This window comes from Roseobacter denitrificans OCh 114, assembly GCF_000014045.1.
Taxonomy (GTDB): domain Bacteria; phylum Pseudomonadota; class Alphaproteobacteria; order Rhodobacterales; family Rhodobacteraceae; genus Roseobacter; species Roseobacter denitrificans.
On the sequence record NC_008209.1, the window covers coordinates 889769 to 907184 of the forward strand.

General features: G+C 59.3%; 18 protein-coding genes. 9 read left to right on the forward strand and 9 right to left on the reverse strand.

The window, feature by feature from the left end; genetic code table 11:
- Positions 1 to 13: 13 nt before the first annotated feature.
- The 4 genes from RD1_RS04230 to RD1_RS04245 are packed head-to-tail and all read right to left on the reverse strand — an operon-like array spanning position 14 to position 3949.
- The gene (locus RD1_RS04230; protein WP_011567209.1) at positions 14 to 949 is read right to left on the reverse strand and encodes a metal ABC transporter permease; all 936 of its coding nucleotides are present in this window, start codon (positions 947 to 949) and stop codon (positions 14 to 16) included.
- Positions 949 to 2166 (reverse strand): metal ABC transporter permease, encoded by a 1218-nt coding sequence (locus tag RD1_RS04235; RefSeq protein ID WP_011567210.1) that lies wholly within the window; start codon positions 2164 to 2166, stop codon positions 949 to 951. Before RD1_RS04235 ends, RD1_RS04230 begins: the two co-directional genes overlap by 1 nt.
- Positions 2163 to 2978, reverse strand: coding sequence for a metal ABC transporter ATP-binding protein (locus tag RD1_RS04240; protein WP_044032937.1), 816 nt, complete (start codon positions 2976 to 2978; stop codon positions 2163 to 2165). The genes RD1_RS04235 and RD1_RS04240 overlap by 4 nt, the downstream gene beginning before the upstream one ends.
- 14 nt (positions 2979 to 2992) lie before the next feature.
- Positions 2993 to 3949 (reverse strand): metal ABC transporter solute-binding protein, Zn/Mn family, encoded by a 957-nt coding sequence (locus RD1_RS04245; protein WP_011567212.1) that lies wholly within the window; start codon positions 3947 to 3949, stop codon positions 2993 to 2995.
- 630 nt (positions 3950 to 4579) lie between these two features.
- On the opposite strand from RD1_RS04245, the gene RD1_RS04250 reads away from it, so the two are divergent.
- Both RD1_RS04250 and RD1_RS04255 read left to right on the forward strand, forming a co-directional pair.
- Positions 4580 to 5953 (forward strand): ammonium transporter, encoded by a 1374-nt coding sequence (locus RD1_RS04250; RefSeq protein WP_011567214.1) that lies wholly within the window; start codon positions 4580 to 4582, stop codon positions 5951 to 5953.
- 130 nt (positions 5954 to 6083) lie between these two features.
- Positions 6084 to 6797: a FadR/GntR family transcriptional regulator gene (locus tag RD1_RS04255; protein ID WP_044032938.1), complete on the forward strand. Its 714-nt coding sequence runs from the start codon at positions 6084 to 6086 to the stop codon at positions 6795 to 6797.
- 298 nt (positions 6798 to 7095) lie between these two features.
- Here the strand turns inward: RD1_RS04255 and RD1_RS04260 are convergent, their stop codons facing one another.
- Positions 7096 to 8574 (reverse strand): NAD-dependent succinate-semialdehyde dehydrogenase, encoded by a 1479-nt coding sequence (locus RD1_RS04260; protein ID WP_011567217.1) that lies wholly within the window; start codon positions 8572 to 8574, stop codon positions 7096 to 7098.
- A gap of 81 nt (positions 8575 to 8655) precedes the next feature.
- Between RD1_RS04260 and RD1_RS04265 the strand changes: the two genes are divergently transcribed.
- The 4 genes from RD1_RS04265 to RD1_RS04280 all read left to right on the forward strand — a co-directional run bounded on the left by RD1_RS04265 (position 8656) and on the right by RD1_RS04280 (position 11861).
- Entirely contained in the window at positions 8656 to 9438 is a 783-nt protein-coding gene (locus tag RD1_RS04265) for an alpha/beta hydrolase (RefSeq protein ID WP_011567218.1), read from the forward strand.
- A gap of 125 nt (positions 9439 to 9563) precedes the next feature.
- Entirely contained in the window at positions 9564 to 10787 is a 1224-nt protein-coding gene (locus tag RD1_RS04270; protein ID WP_011567219.1) for a M24 family metallopeptidase, read from the forward strand.
- A 149-nt stretch (positions 10788 to 10936) separates the two neighbouring features.
- Positions 10937 to 11200, forward strand: coding sequence for a hypothetical protein (locus RD1_RS04275; protein ID WP_011567220.1), 264 nt, complete (start codon positions 10937 to 10939; stop codon positions 11198 to 11200).
- A 13-nt stretch (positions 11201 to 11213) separates the two neighbouring features.
- On the forward strand, positions 11214 to 11861 hold the full coding sequence (locus RD1_RS04280; protein ID WP_044033345.1) for a DUF1523 family protein: 648 nt from the start codon (positions 11214 to 11216) through the stop codon (positions 11859 to 11861).
- A gap of 10 nt (positions 11862 to 11871) precedes the next feature.
- Here RD1_RS04280 and RD1_RS04285 read toward each other — a convergent pair whose 3' ends face one another.
- Entirely contained in the window at positions 11872 to 12252 is a 381-nt protein-coding gene (locus tag RD1_RS04285) for an HIT domain-containing protein (RefSeq protein WP_011567222.1), read from the reverse strand.
- A gap of 258 nt (positions 12253 to 12510) precedes the next feature.
- Here RD1_RS04285 and smpB point away from each other — a divergent pair, with 258 nt between their 5' ends.
- The 3 genes from smpB to RD1_RS04300 all read left to right on the forward strand — a co-directional run bounded on the left by smpB (position 12511) and on the right by RD1_RS04300 (position 15123).
- On the forward strand, positions 12511 to 12999 hold the full coding sequence (gene smpB / locus RD1_RS04290; protein ID WP_044033346.1) for an SsrA-binding protein SmpB: 489 nt from the start codon (positions 12511 to 12513) through the stop codon (positions 12997 to 12999).
- Positions 13000 to 13084: 85 nt separating this feature from the next.
- Positions 13085 to 13939, forward strand: coding sequence for a 3-mercaptopyruvate sulfurtransferase (gene sseA, locus RD1_RS04295; protein ID WP_011567224.1), 855 nt, complete (start codon positions 13085 to 13087; stop codon positions 13937 to 13939).
- Positions 13939 to 15123, forward strand: a complete 1185-nt coding sequence (locus tag RD1_RS04300; protein ID WP_011567225.1) for an aromatic amino acid transaminase — start codon at positions 13939 to 13941, stop codon at positions 15121 to 15123. The genes sseA and RD1_RS04300 overlap by 1 nt, the downstream gene beginning before the upstream one ends.
- A gap of 125 nt (positions 15124 to 15248) precedes the next feature.
- Here RD1_RS04300 and RD1_RS21445 read toward each other — a convergent pair whose 3' ends face one another.
- Genes RD1_RS21445 through RD1_RS04310 form a run of 3 tightly spaced genes read right to left on the reverse strand, consistent with a single transcriptional unit; the run spans position 15249 to position 17379 of the window.
- A complete protein-coding gene (locus RD1_RS21445; protein WP_342751902.1) occupies positions 15249 to 15641 on the reverse strand; it encodes a lasso RiPP family leader peptide-containing protein in 393 nt (130 codons plus the stop codon).
- Between the two features lie 25 nt (positions 15642 to 15666).
- Positions 15667 to 17013, reverse strand: coding sequence for an ammonium transporter (locus RD1_RS04305; protein ID WP_011567226.1), 1347 nt, complete (start codon positions 17011 to 17013; stop codon positions 15667 to 15669).
- Positions 17014 to 17040: 27 nt separating this feature from the next.
- On the reverse strand, positions 17041 to 17379 hold the full coding sequence (locus RD1_RS04310; protein WP_011567227.1) for a P-II family nitrogen regulator: 339 nt from the start codon (positions 17377 to 17379) through the stop codon (positions 17041 to 17043).
- Positions 17380 to 17416 lie beyond the last annotated feature (37 nt).

Below are 17416 nucleotides of genomic sequence, written 5' to 3' on the forward strand. Positions count from 1 at the left end.
TATGGACCGGGGGTCAGGTCGCAGCGTCTTCGCGCCCCACGCCCAAGCGGGCGCGGTGCGGGCCATAAAGACAGGCCAGCCCAAGGATCACACCGGAGACGGTGGCGATCATGCCCGCGGCACTGACCGCGTTCTGGCTGCCGAACCAAAGCGGGCCATAGCCTGCAAAGACATAGCCCAGCACCGCCGAGAGGACGGCAAAGAGTACGGACCACCAGACCTGACGCTCCAGCCGGTTGGTCATCAGGCGCGCGGCGGCGGGTGGGCAGATGAACATCGCGATCACGATAATTGAGCCGACCGCATCAAAGGCCGCAACCGCCGCGATGGCCGCCGTGATCACAAGGCCCAGACCGAGCGCGGTTGCAGGAATGCCAAGCGCTTCTGCGAAACCCTCGTCGAATGTTGCGATCTTCAGCCAGCGCCAGAACACCAGCATCAGCACGATCACAAAGGCGCAAGCCACGGCCATGCGGGGCAGTTCCGGGGGCAGGCTGGCAAGGGCGACGGGGTCCAGCAGGCTTTCCCAGCCCGTGGCGCGGAACCAGATCAGCGATTCCAGATTGCCCATCAACGCGTGTTCGACGTCCAGATGCACGCTCGAGGTGTCGGATTGCTCCAGCAGCAGCACACCGCCTGCAAAAAGCGTTGTGAAAACGACCCCCATGGCGGCTCCCGGTTCGATATTGCCCAGCCGCTTGACCGCCTCGATCAGGATCACCGAAACGACGGCTGCGCCCGCCGCGCCCAGTAACATGGGCACCGCGCCAAGCGTGCCGGTGATGAGAAATGCAACAACGATACCCGGCAGCACAACATGGCTGATCGCATCACCAATCAGGGCCTGTCGGCGCAGGATCAGGAAGTTCCCCGGCAGCGCACAGGCGATGGCGGCAAGCGTACCGATCAGGATCGGGGTAAGGGAAAACTGGACAAATTCGGCGCCCATCAGCCCAGACCTCCCACGGCGACCGGTGGGCCGAGCCTGCGGTCGAACTCCTGTATCTCGTCGGGGGTGAAGACCTCTTCGATCGGGGTCAGCCCGTCGTAGCGCCCGGTCAGCCCCGCATCCTGATGTACCTCGCGCGCCACGTCCCAGCGGCGTTCATCACGGGCCACTTTGGCGGCTTGCGCGCGGCCCGTGTCCGTGGGCACGCCGTCGGCGCGGATCAGCCCATCCTTGGCCAGCAGGCGCAGGGTATAGGGTTCGCGGATCGGTTCCTGCCGGGACAGCGACAAAAGCCCCTGACGGCGGTGCACGCGGCGCTGGAAGCGGCGATGCCGGATGACGGCGGCGGCCACCCCGCGCACGGGCGCAAAAATCAGGGAAAAGACGAAAACGCTGGCCGCCGTCAGCACGATCAGCGGGCCTGTGGGCATCGCCGGGGCTGACGCAGACAATGCCGCGCCCACATAGCCCGATACCCCGCCCACGGCCCCTGCGATCCAGATGACACGGCCACTGCGTTCGGTCCAGAACCGCGCGGTGACAGGGGGGATGATCAGCATTGCCACGATCAGGATAAGACCGACCAGTTTCAGCCCGATCACCGTCACGGCCATGACCAGACCCATCATCAGAAGGTCGATCCGGCGCACGTCATAACCCATGGCAGCCGCGTATTCCGCATCAAAAGCCACCAGCGTCATGGGGCGGCGCATGAGCCATGTGGCGAAGACCGCGAGCGAGCCACCGAGCGCGATGATTACCGCATCCTGATAAAGCATGCCCGCAGTGGACCCCAGCAGGAACCCTTCCAGCCCGGCCTGTCGTCCGGCACTCATGGTCTGAACAATGGTGAGCAACACGATGCCAAACCCAAAGAACACGCCCAGAACGGCGCCGATGGCGGCATCCTCCGCCAGCCGGGTGCGCCGCACGATCCACTCGATCAAAACTAGGCCGATGGTCGCCGTGATGGCGGAACCGATCAGAAGGCCAATCAGGCTGCGCCCGTCACCGCCCAAGGCAACCATGACGATAAAGGCCAGTGCGACACCGGGCAGGGTCGCATGGGCCGTGGCATCCGAGACCAACGCGCGCTTGCGCAGAAAAAGGAATGTGCCAGACGCCCCGGCGGCGAACCCCAAAAGGGTCGCGCCAATTGCAACCAGGGCAGCATTATACCCCGCGTTCAGCAGCAGGGCATCGAGCAGGGGTGTCACGACGCGACCCCTGCCAGTTCCGCCATATGCGTGGCTGCCAGACGCCCGCCATAGGCGGCGCTGAGGTTCTCCGGAGTGAAGGTCGTCGCCACGGGCCCCTCGGCGATGCGGCGCACATTGATCAGAAACACATGGTCGAAATAGTCGGCCACGGTGGAGAGATCGTGATGCACAGCGACCACGGCTTTACCTTCGGCCTTAAGCAGTTTCAGCACGTCGATGATGGCGCGTTCGGTGGCGGCATCCACGCCTGCAAAGGGTTCATCCAGCAGGTAGAGGTCGGCATCCTGCGCCAAAGCGCGCGCAAGGAACACGCGTTGTTGCTGGCCGCCGGACAATTGGCCGATCTGGCGGTGGGCGAAATCAGCCATGCCGACCCGATCAAGGCACTCGCGTGCCTGCGCTGTCATCGCGCCGGACAAGCGACCAAGGAGCCCGACCTTGCGATAAAGGCCCATCTGCACAACGTCGATCACCGTGGTGGGAAAATCCCAATCCACGCTGGCGCGTTGTGGAACATAGGCAATGCGGTCACGGGCTTGTTCGACAGGTGTGCCAAAGATCGATACCTCGCCTGACAGGCGCGGGATGACGCCAAGCGCGGCCTTGAGCAACGTGGATTTACCCGCGCCGTTGGGACCGATGATCGCGGTCATCGCTTGAGCCGGGAAGTCGGCATCCACCGAGAAGATCGCTGGTTTTTCACCGTAAGAGACGGTCAGCCCCCGCACGGCAAGGGGGCTTTCCGGTGCACGTGTGGATGCGGGTGCGGCCCGGCCGCCCGTTGTTGCCAGTGTTGCAGCAGTATGCATCGTCAAGGGGGCCCTCAATTCAACAGTTCCGACATGCCGCGTTCGGGTGCGTCGCCGCCCAAGGCGCGGGAAATCACGGTCGCATTGTGGTCGATCATGCCGAGGTACGTGCCCTCATATGTGCCTGCCGCGCCCATGGCGTCGGAAAACAGCGTGCCGCCAATGGTTACTTCGTGGCCTTCAGCGGCAGCGCCTTCGATCAGGGCGCGAATGTTGCGATCCGAGACGGAGCTTTCAACAAAGACCGCCCGAATGTCGCGGCGCACGATGGTGTCGACCATTTCCGCGATGCGCTGCAATCCGGCCTCGCTCTCGGTGGAGATGCCCTGAATGCCCATGACCTCGAAACCGTAGGCGTTGCCAAAGTAGTTGAACGCATCATGGGCTGAAATCAGAACGCGGCTTTCTGCGGGCACCGATGAGAGCACCTCGGTGGTGTATCGCGCCAGTTCACGCAGTTCTTCCAGATGCGCATCGGCATTGGCACGGAACGTGGCCTCACTCTCGGGCTGCACCTCAATCAGCGCATCGCGCACGTTAAGCACCACGCGGGACCACAGGTTCGGGTTCATCCAGACGTGCGGATCGAATTTGCCTTCATAATCCTCATGTCCGATCAGCAGATTGCGTGGCAGGCTTTCCGCCACGGCAACGACATTCCCGCTCTCGGAGAGTTCGTTCAGGAAGTCTTCCATCTGCGCCTCAAGGTAGAGACCGTGCCACAGCACCAGATCGGCCTTGGCCATGCCCACGATGTCGGAACGCGTCTGACGATAGGCGTGAGGGTCAACCCCCGGCCCCATCAGGGCGCGCACCTTGACCAGATCACCGCCAACCTCGCGTGCGGCATCCCCGATCATGCCGGTTGTCGCCACCACATCCAGCTGCTCCTTTGCAATGGCCCAACCGGCGGGCAAAACCAGCGCAAAGGCGGTCGCGGTGGCCAAAAGACTTCTTTTACTCAAAATCATCATTGGTCTCCTCTGAAGGTGATGTCCGGTGCACCGACAGTTCGTGATTTTAGATTGATATTGAGAATCGTTCGCAAGGTCAATGCAGTTGCGAAGCATTCGCAATAAAAGTTCTGTGATCTCTTTTGGTGCTGCGCCAACGTTTTAGTAGCGAAGTTCTTCGGGCAACCTGCATCGGTCCGTGTTTCAGGTAAAACCGGACTGTTGCACAGACAGTTTCCGTCATCGGCGGGCTGCTTATCTGGCCAAGCGTGTCCAGACCAGTTTTGTTGAGTTCGCAGCCGGTTACCCGCGCACCGCCATCGGCGCGCACCAGAACGCAAAATCCTCAGTCCGCTCGCCCATGTTCCATGGCGGCGCTCATTGTTTGTTGTGCCGCTAGGGGCCTACGCGAACCGTTTGATCGACTCTGCCTTCAGTCAAACATGTGCTCAGCATGAACAATTGTTTCCCTTTGGGAATAATTAGCTTGCAATGAGCTTCGTCATCTGTACCAATTGCGGATACCAATCTGAAGTTTAACAATGGATTGGTCTTGCGGTGGTTGGCGGTGGTTGACAGTGCCTCCATCGTATTGCTGACGGACCGGGGCAAAACCCCGGCGATCAAACGCCAATAGGGATGGATATAATGACTCTAGATATCAACGCGATATACGCGGAACAGGTGACGCTGAACTCGCTTGTTCAAAACCTGCTTTACGGGTCTGGCACGGTCGGTGCGATCCTCGTGGTAGTGGGATTGCTGCTGATTGATGCCGGTACGGCGCGGCGAAAAAACCTGTTCAACTCGACCATTGAGAAAACACTTGGCTTTTTTATCGGCTTTGCCACCTACTATGTCATCGGCTTCGGTTTCTGGGCCGCACAATACTATGTGATGGTGGACGCCACGATCGGGGATTCACTCAAAGACTGGTGGATCGGCGGGGCGATGACCAACGTACTTGCCCATAACGTAGACCCGGCCGTGTTTCCCGGCCTGAATACCTTCCAGATCTTCATCTTCTTCCTCGCTGTTTTCGCAGGTATCATCAACATTCTGCTGCATTTCGCGGTTTCCGAACGGATGAAACCGGCGGCCTTCTACATCACTTGTGTCGTGGCGACGATCGTGTCCTCGATCCTGAGTTTCGCGACATGGGGCTCGGTTGGCCCGCTGACGAATGCGGGTTTCCACGACTTCTTTGGCGTCGGCTTCGTTTACATGTTCCCCGCGGGCATGGCGCTTGCTCTGACGCCGATGCTGGGCAAACGCCCCGGCATGATGGAGCCGCATGAGCGTGTGTCCGCATACCTCGCCCCAAGCATCGGTCTTGCGGCACCGGGGCTTTTGCTGATCTTTGCCGGTCTGCCGATGGTGATCCTGTCCTGCCTCTTCTTCTTCGATCCCGAAGCGTTGGCCGTCAGCGTTACCATGGCCGAAACCAGCGTGGGTGTCGCGCTCAACAACTATGCGCTGGTCTGGGCGGGTGGCGCGATCACCGGGATGTTGATCGCCTATAAGTCCGGAAACTACGCCTATACCTTGCTTGGACCGCTTGCGGGCTATGTCGCTGGCGCATCGGGCTTTGACGTATACATGCCCTGGCAGGCGTTCATTCTGGGCCTCGTCGCACCGTTTGGAGCCTATATCGTCTATGAATTCACGCTCAAGCGTGGGATCGACGAACACAAGCTGTTTCCGCTCTTCATTGGCGCGGGGTCGGTCGGCATGATTGCACTTGGTCTGTTCAAATCGGGCACGCCACGCGGCGGTTATCTTGGCATCGAGGAAGGCGCCTATGCATTTCAGCATGGCGAAATCTCCTTGGTCATGCAGCTGGTCGGAACGGCCGTTTGCATCGGCACTGGTTTTGTCACCGCGCTGGTCCTTGGGTTGATCTTCAAAGCGACCATTGGCCTTCGTGTAGATCATGACGATCAAATCGACGGGCTGGACAACAAATACTGGGGTCTGGAGCCTGACGTAATTACACACGCGGACAATACTCCACGCGCCTGAAGCCGCCACGAAGTGATAGGAAGGGGCCCCGGCGTTTTGTCGGGGCCCTTTGTCATTCAGGGTCATGCTATGTTCATGGCCGACAAAATAGGGTATCGCGCAGCAACGATTGTTACAGGATGTCCATGTCATGACCCGGATCAGCACCGTCAGATTCACGACCGATCAGCCGATTGGGGAAACCGTGCGGATCATTGTCGAAAAGCTTTCCGTCAGGATCGAATCCGGTCAGTACCCCCCGGAATCCCGACTGCCCAGTGAGCGTGCGCTGGCGGCGGAGCTTGGCGTGTCACGCAATACGGTGCGCGATGCGCTGGATGTCCTCGAAGCCAACGGTATGTTGCGGCGCAGGCAGGGATCCGGGAGTTTTGTGCTGCCCCAGGGCCAGGATGCCCCCGCACCGGGATCAATCGGTGAGCGAACCGGCCCCTTGGATCATCTGATCGTGCGCTCCATTCTGGAGCCTGAAATGATGCGGCTTGCGGTGATGAATATGTCACCCAACGACCTCGATCAGCTGTCGCAGGTTGTGGCGCAGATCGAGGCGGTGCGCACGGATCTCAACGAATTCATCCGCCGGGAAGAGGAATTCTATCGCCTGATCGCCAAGGCGACGCGCAATCCCTTGCTGGAGGCGTGCTACGAGTTGACGATTGAAGTCTGCCGGCAGAGTTTTCGCACGGCGATCATGCGCAAACACCTTACACCGGGACGCATTCAGAGCTATCAGACGCGGTTCAACTCACTGTTCAATGCCATTGCCACGCGGGATGTGGAGGCGGCGGTCGAGATCACCAAACTGCATCTGGTGGAGGAGCAAAAACTGTTCCTGCACGAGGGCTAAAACGCGAAAACGTCTGCCGAATGTGTCAGGGCGACTGGCCTCCTTTTCAAAGGCAAGCCCGACCCGTGAAAAACCGCCCCGTCGTATCAGGCCAAGGGTAAGGGATGCGATTGACGCACCACGGAACGCACATTGGGGGCGGTTTCTGTTGAAAAGGGCATTTTGAGCGTCGTGCGAAAAACCTCGATCACGTGGCGCTGCCTGAAATCAAGCGTTTCACCGCGCCACGTGATACCCGATGTTTCAGGTGCTTCGTCAGACGTTCCAAACCATCGAAAATGCCCTTTTGGGCGCTGGGTTACACGCTCATGCAGATGTATTTCATTTCGAGGAAATCCTCGATGCCATGGTGTGATCCTTCGCGGCCAAGACCGGATTGTTTGACCCCGCCAAAGGGCCCGAGTTCGGTCGAGATGATCCCTGTGTTCACACCAACGATGCCGTATTCCAGCGCCTCTGACACTTTGTAAACGCGGCTGAGGTCCTTGGCGTAAAAATACGAGGCAAGACCAAAGATCGTATCATTGGCCATTGCGATCACATCATCCTCATCCTCGAATTTGAACAGAGGAGCGAGCGGGCCGAATGTTTCTTCCTGCGCGACTTTCATGTCCTGGGTCACGCCGGTCACAATCGTCGGCTCAAAGAACGAGCCACCCAGCGCATGCGGTTTGCCGCCCGTCAGCACAGCCCCCCCGTTCGAGACCACGTCGTTCATGTGGTCCTGCACTTTTTCAACGGCCTCCGTGTTAATCAGCGGGCCGGTTGTCACGCCGTCCTCAAGACCATCGCCAACGCGCAACCCTTCGACGGCGGTTTTCAGCTTTTCGGCAAAGGCGTCATAGACCCCGGCCTGAACGTAGATTCGGTTTGCACAGACACAGGTCTGACCGTTGTTGCGGAACTTGCACATCATCGCGCCCTCAACGGCGGCATCAAGATCTGCGTCGTCAAACACGATAAACGGGGCATTCCCGCCCAGCTCCATAGAGCACTTCATGACCTGATCGGCGGCCTGTCTCAAAAGAATGCGACCGACTTCGGTTGAGCCGGTGAACGTCAGCTTGCGCACACCGGGGTTTTCGCAGAACTCCTTGCCGATCTCCGAAGACGACGACGAAGGCACAACGTTGAAGACACCTGCGGGGATGCCCGCACGCTCGGCCAGAACACCCATTGCGATCGCGGACAACGGCGTCTCAGCCGCCGGGCGGGCCACAAAGGCACACCCGACCGCAAGGGCAGGGGCCGCCTTGCGGGTGATCATCGCGTTGGGGAAATTCCACGGTGTGATTGAGGCGGCAACGCCGATGGGCTGCTTGAGCACGATGATACGTTTGTCGCGCTGGTGCCCGGGAATGGTCTCTCCGTAAACGCGTTTTGCCTGTTCGCCCATAAACTCGATAAAGCTCGCTCCATAGGCGATTTCGCCCTTGGCCTCGGCGTGGGGTTTGCCCTGTTCTGCGGTCAGGATGGTCGCAAGATCGTCGGCGTTTTCCATCATCAGATCAAACCACCGGCGCATGACACCTGCGCGTTCTTTCCCGGTTTGGGCCGCCCAGTCCTTCTGCGCCACTTCAGCGCGCGCGATGGCCTGCGCCACCTGCGTGCGGCTCAGATCCGCGACCTGCGCGATGACGTCACCGCGTGCGGGGTTGGTCACATCAAAAGTGCCGTTGTCCCCGTCAACCCATGCGCCGTCCACATAGGCGCGCGTTTCCAGCAGGCTGGGGTCCTTGAGCAGTGATTTCAGATTGGTTGCAGGCAAGTCTTTCATTTGTCGTTCTCCCGAAAATGGCTGTCGTCTGCATTTCAAGTCTGACAATGATTGTCCAGTTCCACAAAAAAGGAGGCGTGGATGAAACTCGATGATGCCTATGCCAATGCAGCCTATATTCCGCAGGCGGCGCAGTATCCACCGCGCTGGTCAGAGGCGGCCGCCGCCTTTCGTGAGGCGATGGGGGCGCGCGCCGACCTTGGTGTGTCCTACGGGCCAAGTGCGCGGCAGGCCTATGATCTGTTTTACGCCGAGGGTCCGGCTCATGGGACGATGGTTTTCGTGCATGGGGGCTACTGGCTGAAATTCGGACGGTCCATGTGGTCGCATTTCGCCAAGGGCGCATTGGCGCGCAATTGGAATGTGGCGATGGTCGAATATGATCTGTGCCCCGATGTGACGATTGCGCAGATCACCCGACAGGTCGCACTGGCGGTCACGTCGCTTGCGGCGCGGCTCGACGGCCCGATGACCCTGAGCGGTCATTCGGCGGGCGGGCATCTGGTGGCGCGTATGCTGGCACCGGGGATGCTTTCCCCGGATGTGGCAGCGCGCATTCAAAAGGTCGCACCGATTTCCCCGGTGGCGGACCTGCGGCCTTTGCTTGAAACCTCCATGAACGCGGATTTCAAAATGGACCTCGCCAGTGCTGCTGCCGAAAGCCCCGTTTTGCAACCGCCCCCCGACACGCCGCTGTGCATCTGGGTGGGGGCACAGGAGCGTCCGGTTTTTCTGCTGCAAGCCGCAGCGCTTGCCGCTGCGTGGTCCGTGCCGCAGGTGATCGTTCCGTCAAAACACCATTTCGATGTGATCGATGCGTTGTGTGATCCCGAAAGTGATATTGTCCGCTATCTGACGCCGTAAAAAGGCTTGATCGGTGCGCGTGTTTCGGCCAAGAGGCTGTCAGGCTGTGGGCGATGGCGTCGCCCGAGAACCTTCGCCTTGATTGTCCTGAACGCCGGGACAGTTCAGACAAAGGAGATGCGTCTATGACCACTCAATCCAAAACCGCACGTCCCGACATGTATCGCTATCACAACGGTGAAAAATCGCCGCTACCCTTTGCCGCCGCGGAATACGAAGCGCGCCTGTCAGAGCTGCGCGAACGCATGCAGGCCGTTGGCGCACAAGCCGCAGTTTTCACCTCGATGCACAACATCGCCTATTACTCCGGGTTTCTCTATTGCGCCTTTGGCCGCCCCTATGGGCTCGTCGTCACCGACTCCGACTGCGTGACCATCAGCGCTGGCATTGACGCCGGCCAGCCATGGCGGCGCAGTTTTGCCGATAACATCACCTACACCGATTGGCAGCGCGACAATTTCTGGCGCGCCGTTGCGTCGGTGACGGGCAAGAACAAGGTTGTCGGATATGAGGGCGATCACCTGACCCTGATCCAGCGGGACAAGATGGAGGATTTTCTCTCCCCGATGTCCATGGTGGATGTCTATGAAACAACCATGCAGCAGCGGATGCACAAATCCGAAGCGGAAATCGCCCTGATCCGCCATGGCGCGCAGGTCGCTGATGTGGGCGGCTATGCCATTCGTGATGCGATCAAGGCCGGTGTGCGCGAGATCGACGTCGCCATGGCTGGCCGCGATGCGATGGAGCAGGAGATCGCCAAACGCTTCCCGGATGCGGAATATCGCGACACATGGGTGTGGTTCCAGTCGGGCCTGAACACCGATGGCGCGCATAACCCGGTGACATCCCGTGTTCTGGAACGCGGCGACATCCTCAGCTTGAACACTTTCCCGATGATTTCGGGCTATTACACCGCGCTGGAGCGTACGCTCTTCGTTCAGGAAGTGGACAAAGCCAGCCTCGCCATCTGGGAGGCGAACGTGGCTGCGCATGAATACGGCATGAGCCTGCTCAAGCCCGGTGCGTCCTGTGCCAAAATCACCCACAAGATCAACGATTTCTTCGAAGAGCGGGATCTGTTGCAGTACCGGACCTTTGGTTATGGCCACTCCTTTGGGGTGCTGAGCCACTACTACGGCCGTGAAGCCGGTCTGGAACTGCGCGAGGACATCGACACGGTTCTTGAGCCGGGAATGGTGATCTCGATGGAGCCGATGCTGACCATCGAAGATGGAAAACCGGGCGCGGGCGGATACCGTGAGCACGACATTCTCGTCATCACCGAAGACGGCAATGAGAATATCACAGGATACCCCTACGGCCCCGGCTTCAACGTCGTCGGCTAGGATCACCGCGATCTGCCAATTGACGCCCGGTCCGCCGGGCGTCTTTTGTTTTTGGGCCGCCAAAAAGGCGCACCTATTGCCGCTCTTGGGCTGCAACAGGCAAAACCGGCCCTATATGAAAGAAAGACTAGGGAAAAAGGACCAGATCTGTGGTATTTGCGCGTTTGATGGGAATGGCACTCGTTGCTCTGACGGTTGTATTCATTTGCCTGTGGTTTTACGCGCGTGCTGTCCGGCGCGAAAAACTCGAAGCGCAGTGGGATGAAAATCAGGGCCCGGGTCGGCGGGAAAGCTTTGTAAAGGCCGAGATGTCCACGTATGAGGACACGTTAAAGCGCAAGCTGATCTGGGGTGTTTACATCATCCCCGGCTGCTTGCTTGCCGTTCTGATATATGTGACCAATATGGGCTGAGGTGACGGATATGATGTTTTACGTGAAATGGGTCTTCATTCTGGTCTTTTGGGGCCTGATTGGTTCTGTGCTGCACTACACCCTGCCTCAGGTGGATATCGTGCGCATCACGGACACCTATGAAAAGCGCGAAACACCCGGCGCGAACAGCATATTCTGGTCTCGCGGCGGCGCGGGCACCGGCGAGGATGCAGGCGGGCGCGATGTGTTTTTCATCCAGTCGCGAAAGGTCAATGACCGGGTCATGATCTACCGCAATGAAGATACCGGATGGGGCTGGCCGCCCTACTTCAAATTCGACACCTCCAATCTGCAAGCCGAAGCCGCCGATCTGCGTTCAACTGCGGCCGATCCGCAATATGCAGCCATACGCCACTATGGATGGCGCATCGAGTTCTTCTCGGTCTTTCCCAACGCGGTGTCTATCTGGCCTGTGGATGGGCCGGATGCCAGCAAACCCCTGCCATGGGTGAATGGGATCATTCTGGCCGTCCTTGGCTTTTTCGGTATCGCCATCTGGCGGCGCTGGCGGCGTTTCAAAGAGGCACGCATCGACCCAAAGCTCGAAGAGCTTCAGGACAGTTGGGAAGCCACCGAAGATGCCGTGGCCGAGAAACGCAGCAGATTGCGGCGCTGGTGGGCGATGCGGACGTACCGGTAAACCGGTTCGCTTATTCCGCCTTGGCGACCATCCGACCCATGTGACGCGCGCCCAGAATATGAACATGCAGGTGCGGAACCTCTTGCACACCATGCGCGCCCGCGTTTGAAATCAGGCGGTATCCATCGCCTGCGTTCAGGCTGACACCCTCCATTTCACAAACCTTGCCGATGGTCCTTGTGTAGTCGATGATCTCCGCATCCGACGCTGCGCTGGCAAAATGATCGTAGCTGACATAAGGCCCTTTCGGAATGATCAGCACATGCGTGGGCGCTTGTGGATAGAGGTCGCGAAAGGCGAGGCTGTGCTCGGTTTCAAGCACCGTCGTGTTGGGAATTTCGCCGCGCAGGATTTTGGCAAAGATGTTCTGGTCGTCGTAAGAATAGCTCATGGGTCCCTTTCGAACTGCAAACTGTTTTGATCATGTGCACTATCGCAGGCAATTGCGCGAGGAACAGAGGGAAACTGCGCAAACATGCCTACATGTATGCGCCGATCCGCCAATGCGACCGTCCGGGCGACACAGGCTGGCGGGTTCAAACCCGGGATGCACCAACGCGGGCATGCTATCAAAACACCTGATCGAGGTGCCTCAGCCGACAGGTGTCATGTGCTTGCACCATCGCAGCAAACTGCCTACATCACGGGCATGGCACAGGTGAAATCATCCTCCAAATCCGATCCGAACTACAAGGTTGTCGCAGAGAATCGCCGCGCGCGGTTTGACTACGCCATTGAAAGCGATGTGGAATGCGGCATCATTCTGGAAGGCTCCGAAGTGAAATCCCTGCGCGAGGGTGGTGCCAATATCGCGGAAAGCTATGCGGCAGTGGAGGACGGTGAACTGTGGCTCGTCAACAGCTATATCGCCCCCTACAAACAGGCCAAAACATTTCAGCATGAGGAACGCCGCCGCCGCAAGCTGCTGATCAGCCGCAAGCAATTGTCGGATTTCTGGAATGCGACACAGCGCAAAGGCATGACGCTGGTGCCGCTGGTGCTTTACTTCAACCACCGGGGCATGGCCAAGATCAAGATCGGCGTGGCCAAGGGTAAAAAGCTGCATGACAAACGCGAAACGGCTGCCAAACGCGACTGGTCGCGGCAAAAGTCCCGGTTGATGAAAGATCACGGCTGAACCATGCGCTGACTTGGGGTACGGGCTTGCCAGTCCAGCCCTGTGACGTTACCCAGAACCGGTCCTAGAGCGCAGGGGTAAGCTGATGATTGATGATCCGAAAACACTCGTTTCGACCGAATGGCTGGCAGAGCATATGAAAGACCCTGACCTGCGTATTCTGGATGCGTCCTGGTATCTGCCAGAGGCCGGGCGGCACGCCAAACAGGAATATGACGAAGGCCACATCCCCGGCGCGCGCTTCTTTGATATCGACGAAATATCGGACAGCCGTTCTGATCTGCCACATATGGCGCCGCGCAGCGAGAAATTCACCTCCCGGATGCGTGCGCTTGGTGTGGGTGATGGCCATCAGGTGGTTGTCTATGACGGGGCGGGCTTGCTCTCCGCGCCGCGGGTGTGGTGGCTTTTCCGCCTGATGGGGCAACAGAGTGTTGCTGTTCTGGACGGCGGTTTGCCGAAATGGAAAGCGGAAGGGCGCGAGATCGAGGATATGCCGCCCATCGTGCGGGACCGCCACATCACTGTCCGTTTCCAGAACCATCTGGTGCGCGATGTCACGCAGGTGTCGGCTGCGTCCAAGATCAAGGATCACGTCATTGTCGATGCGCGCGCAGGCAACCGGTTTCGTGGCGAAGCACCTGAGCCGCGTGAAGGCTTGCGGGCGGGCCATATCCCCGGCTCTCGCTCTGTTCCATATTCCACGCTGTTGAATGAGGACCAGACGATGAAGTCGCCTGACGACTGCAGACAGATATTCGAGGCGGCAGGGGTGGATCTGGATAAACCGATCATCACCTCCTGCGGGTCCGGGATCACGGCGGCGGTCCTCGCGCTGGCGCTGGAACGCATGGGACACCGCCATTGGTCCTTGTACGATGGGTCCTGGGCCGAATGGGGGATGTTTCCCACCGTGCCCGTCGCGACAGGAGACGCATGATGTTCGAGACCCTCAAGGCGCGCCCTGCCGACGGAATCCTCGCATTGATGCAGATGTTCAAAGACGATCCGCGCGACAACAAGATCGACCTTGGCGTCGGTGTCTACAAAGACGCGACGGGCCTCACGCCGATCATGCGCGCGGTCAAGGCTGCCGAACACACCCTTTGGGAAACGCAGGACAGCAAGGTTTACACGGGCCTCGCGGGCGATCCGGCGTTTTCGGATGCAATGGTCGCCCTCGTGCTGGGCAGTGCCGTGCCGCGTGACGCTGTGGCATCCGTGGCGACACCGGGCGGGACCGGGGCGGTGCGACAGGCCTTTGAGCTTATCCGCATGGCGCGCCCGGATGCGCGGGTGTTTGTGTCAGATCCGACATGGCCCAACCATGTTTCGATCCTGAACTATCTCGGGATGGAGGTGGTGCGCTATCGGTATTTCGACAGTGAGACCCGCGGTGTCGATTTCGATGGTATGATGGCCGACCTCAAGACGGCGCGCGCGGGGGATGTGATCTTGCTGCATGGATGCTGTCACAATCCGACCGGCGCCAACCTGAACCTGACCGAATGGCAGGCCGTGGTTGAAACGCTGCTTGAAACGGGCGCGGTGCCGATGATCGACATCGCCTATCAGGGCTTTGGTGACGGGCTTGAAGAAGACGCGGCCGGTACTCGGCTTGTCGCCTCGTCTGTACCGGAATGTCTGATCGCGGCGAGTTGTTCCAAGAATTTCGGCATTTACCGGGAGCGGACGGGGATATTGATGGCGGTCAGTGCGAATAAGGGCGCACGCAAACTGCATCAGGACACGCTGGCGTTCCTGAACCGGCAGAACTACAGCTTTCCGCCCGATCACGGCGCGCGGTTGGTCACGATGATCCTGACGGACGAGTCCCTGCGCGCCGACTGGCAGGCGGAACTGGAAGACGTGCGGCTGAGCATGTTGACCCTGCGCCAGCACCTGGCGGATGAGTTGCAGCAACTCTCTGGTTCGGACCGGTTCGGGTTCCTGGCGCAGCACCGTGGCATGTTTTCCCTGCTCGGTACAACGCCGGACAGAGTGCAGGCCCTGCGCGAGCAAAACGGGATTTATATGGTGGGGGACAGCCGGATGAACATTGCCGGTTTGAACGCGCAAACGGTTCCGATCCTGGCGCGCGCGATCGTGGATGTAGGGGTCTGACCTCGGCAAAACCCGGACCAGACCCCTTTGTTAGTGGCGTTTTGCGGCCCGTGGCACAGGGTGCCCGGTCTGCATCACGCGGGTGGCCCCACTGTGTCTCAGTGCGGCAGCCCTATCGGCGATCTTCAGGAAAAGGTAACGTCCGCAGATGGTGTTCCCGCAGGAAAGACAGCATCGGATGCGGTGCCGGTGGATCCACCTTTGGTAAGGTCTTCTACTTTGCCGTGGACACGTAGAATCGGTGTTTCATACTCTTTTTTAGTCAAATCACGTACTCCCATAGTGCAACTTGAATGTTGCAGCGCCTTTGGGTAGCACGACGCGCCTTTGCGTGAAATGCAAAAGGTTAACGGATGGGTGTTTTCGGCGGAATTTGGCGGTTTTTGTCCGGGGCGCGCCCACCAATGGTTGTCTGCCGCCCCTCTTGTCATCCAGAAGGTTGCACGTCCCGGCCAACCCCGCGTTGCAGGTGTCGGTACAGGCACGAAAAAACCCGGGCGTTCGCACGCCCGGGTCATTGCTAACCCTCTGGGGAGGAAGGGGTCAGCCTTTCGAAAAGTCCGGATAGGCTTCCATGCCCAGTTCCGTTGTGTCGAGACCGGTGATCTCGTCCTCTTCACTGACGCGGATGCCCATGGTCGCCTTGAGAATGAACCAGACGATCAGGGACAGAACGAAGGTTGCGCCAATGATCGCAATAATCCCGAGAAGCTGTGCACCGACGGTCGCGTCGCCGTCATAGCTGCCGGTGAACAGGACCGCTATGGTGCCCCAGATCCCGGCGAAACCATGTACCGGAATTGCGCCGACAACATCGTCGATCTTGAACTTGTCGAGCATTGGCACAGCGAAGACGACGATCACACCACCGACAGCACCGATCAGCAATGCCAGACCCAGCGACGGGGCCAGTGGTTCTGCGGTGATCGACACAAGGCCCGCCAGCGCGCCGTTCAGCACCATGGTCAAATCAACCTTCTTGTAGAGGACCTGCGTGAGGATCAGCGCAGCGACCGCCCCGGCTGCTGCCGCCATATTGGTGTTGGCAAAGATGCGGCTGACGTCGGCGATGTCGCCCACGGAGCCCATGGCCAGTTGCGAACCACCGTTGAAGCCGAACCAGCCCAGCCACAGGATGAACATACCCAGCGTCGCCATTGGCAGGTTCGACCCCGGCATTGGCACCACGCGCCCATCCTTGTACTTGCCGATGCGCGGGCCGAGTACGATGGCACCAGCCAGCGCGGCAGCAGCACCACAGGCGTGCACGATTGTCGAGCCGGCAAAGTCGTTGAACGGCGTGTCACCAGACATCAACCATCCCCCACCCCACGTCCAGGATGCGGTCAGCGGATAGATCAGGCCGGTCAGAATCGCCGAGAAAATCAGGAAGGGCCAGAGCTTGATACGCTCGGCCAGCGCGCCCGAAACAATCGACGCCGTCGCAGCGCAGAACATCAGCTGGAATATGTAGTCAGACCCGGTCGAGGCGTAAGACGCATCATCCGCATCGGCGAGGGTGATGCCCATGGCTTCCATGACAGCAACCGATGGGAACAGGCCCGAAAGGTAACCCTCGATTGCCCAGTCACCCAGCGGGTACATCAGGTTGTAGCCCACAAGCCAGTACATGATTGCCGCGATGGAAAACAGCGCAACGTTCTTGGTCATCTGTGTGCTGGCGTTCTTTGAACGTACCAAGCCGCCTTCCAGCATCGCAAAACCTGCGGCCATGAAGAACACGAGGAAACCGCCGACCAAGAAAAGCAAGCTGTTCATTATCCAGACGAATTCATCTGCGGCGACGGTCGCTACCTCGTCCTGCGCGAACGCCAGCGACGGTAGCGCGATCAATGCGGCGGCCGACGCAAGTGTCTTAAAGTGTGTCATAATACTTATCCCTAAGTTGTCGCAGCTTCAGAGCGCGTCTTCGTTTGTTTCACCGGTCCGCACGCGAACGGCCTGATCGACCGTGAGCACAAAGATCTTTCCGTCACCGATCTTGCCGGTGTGTGCCGTCTTGGTGATTGTTTCGACGATCTGATCGACTGCCGGCTCCGGCACGACGATCTCGATCTTTACCTTCGGCACGAAATTCACGGCGTACTCTGCGCCGCGATAAATTTCTGTGTGGCCGGATTGTGAGCCGAAGCCCTTGATCTCAGTGACCATCATGCCACGCACGCCAGCATCGGTGAGCGCTTCGCGCACCTCTTCCAGCTTGAACGGCTTGATTGTTGCAATGATGAGTTTCACCTCGTGTCCCCTTGACTGGTGCAGGAGTCCCTGCAGT

Bases quoted from the DNA above. Each gene is read 5' to 3' on its own strand.
- RD1_RS04230 (WP_011567209.1), bottom strand. From the start codon at position 949: ATGGGCGCCGAATTTGTCCAGTTTTCCCTTACCCCGATCCTGATCGGT.
- RD1_RS04240 (WP_044032937.1), bottom strand. From the start codon at position 2,978: ATGCATACTGCTGCAACACTGGCAACAACGGGCGGCCGGGCCGCACCC.
- RD1_RS04245 (WP_011567212.1), bottom strand. From the start codon at position 3,949: ATGATTTTGAGTAAAAGAAGTCTTTTGGCCACCGCGACCGCCTTTGCG.
- RD1_RS04250 (WP_011567214.1), top strand. From the start codon at position 4,580: ATGACTCTAGATATCAACGCGATATACGCGGAACAGGTGACGCTGAAC.
- RD1_RS04255 (WP_044032938.1), top strand. From the start codon at position 6,084: ATGACCCGGATCAGCACCGTCAGATTCACGACCGATCAGCCGATTGGG.
- RD1_RS04260 (WP_011567217.1), bottom strand. From the start codon at position 8,574: ATGAAAGACTTGCCTGCAACCAATCTGAAATCACTGCTCAAGGACCCC.
- RD1_RS04265 (WP_011567218.1), top strand. From the start codon at position 8,656: ATGAAACTCGATGATGCCTATGCCAATGCAGCCTATATTCCGCAGGCG.
- RD1_RS04270 (WP_011567219.1), top strand. From the start codon at position 9,564: ATGACCACTCAATCCAAAACCGCACGTCCCGACATGTATCGCTATCAC.
- RD1_RS04280 (WP_044033345.1), top strand. From the start codon at position 11,214: ATGTTTTACGTGAAATGGGTCTTCATTCTGGTCTTTTGGGGCCTGATT.
- RD1_RS04285 (WP_011567222.1), bottom strand. From the start codon at position 12,252: ATGAGCTATTCTTACGACGACCAGAACATCTTTGCCAAAATCCTGCGC.
- smpB (WP_044033346.1), top strand. From the start codon at position 12,511: ATGGCACAGGTGAAATCATCCTCCAAATCCGATCCGAACTACAAGGTT.
- sseA (WP_011567224.1), top strand. From the start codon at position 13,085: ATGATTGATGATCCGAAAACACTCGTTTCGACCGAATGGCTGGCAGAG.
- RD1_RS04300 (WP_011567225.1), top strand. From the start codon at position 13,939: ATGTTCGAGACCCTCAAGGCGCGCCCTGCCGACGGAATCCTCGCATTG.
- RD1_RS21445 (WP_342751902.1), bottom strand. From the start codon at position 15,641: ATGACCCGGGCGTGCGAACGCCCGGGTTTTTTCGTGCCTGTACCGACA.
- RD1_RS04305 (WP_011567226.1), bottom strand. From the start codon at position 17,013: ATGACACACTTTAAGACACTTGCGTCGGCCGCCGCATTGATCGCGCTA.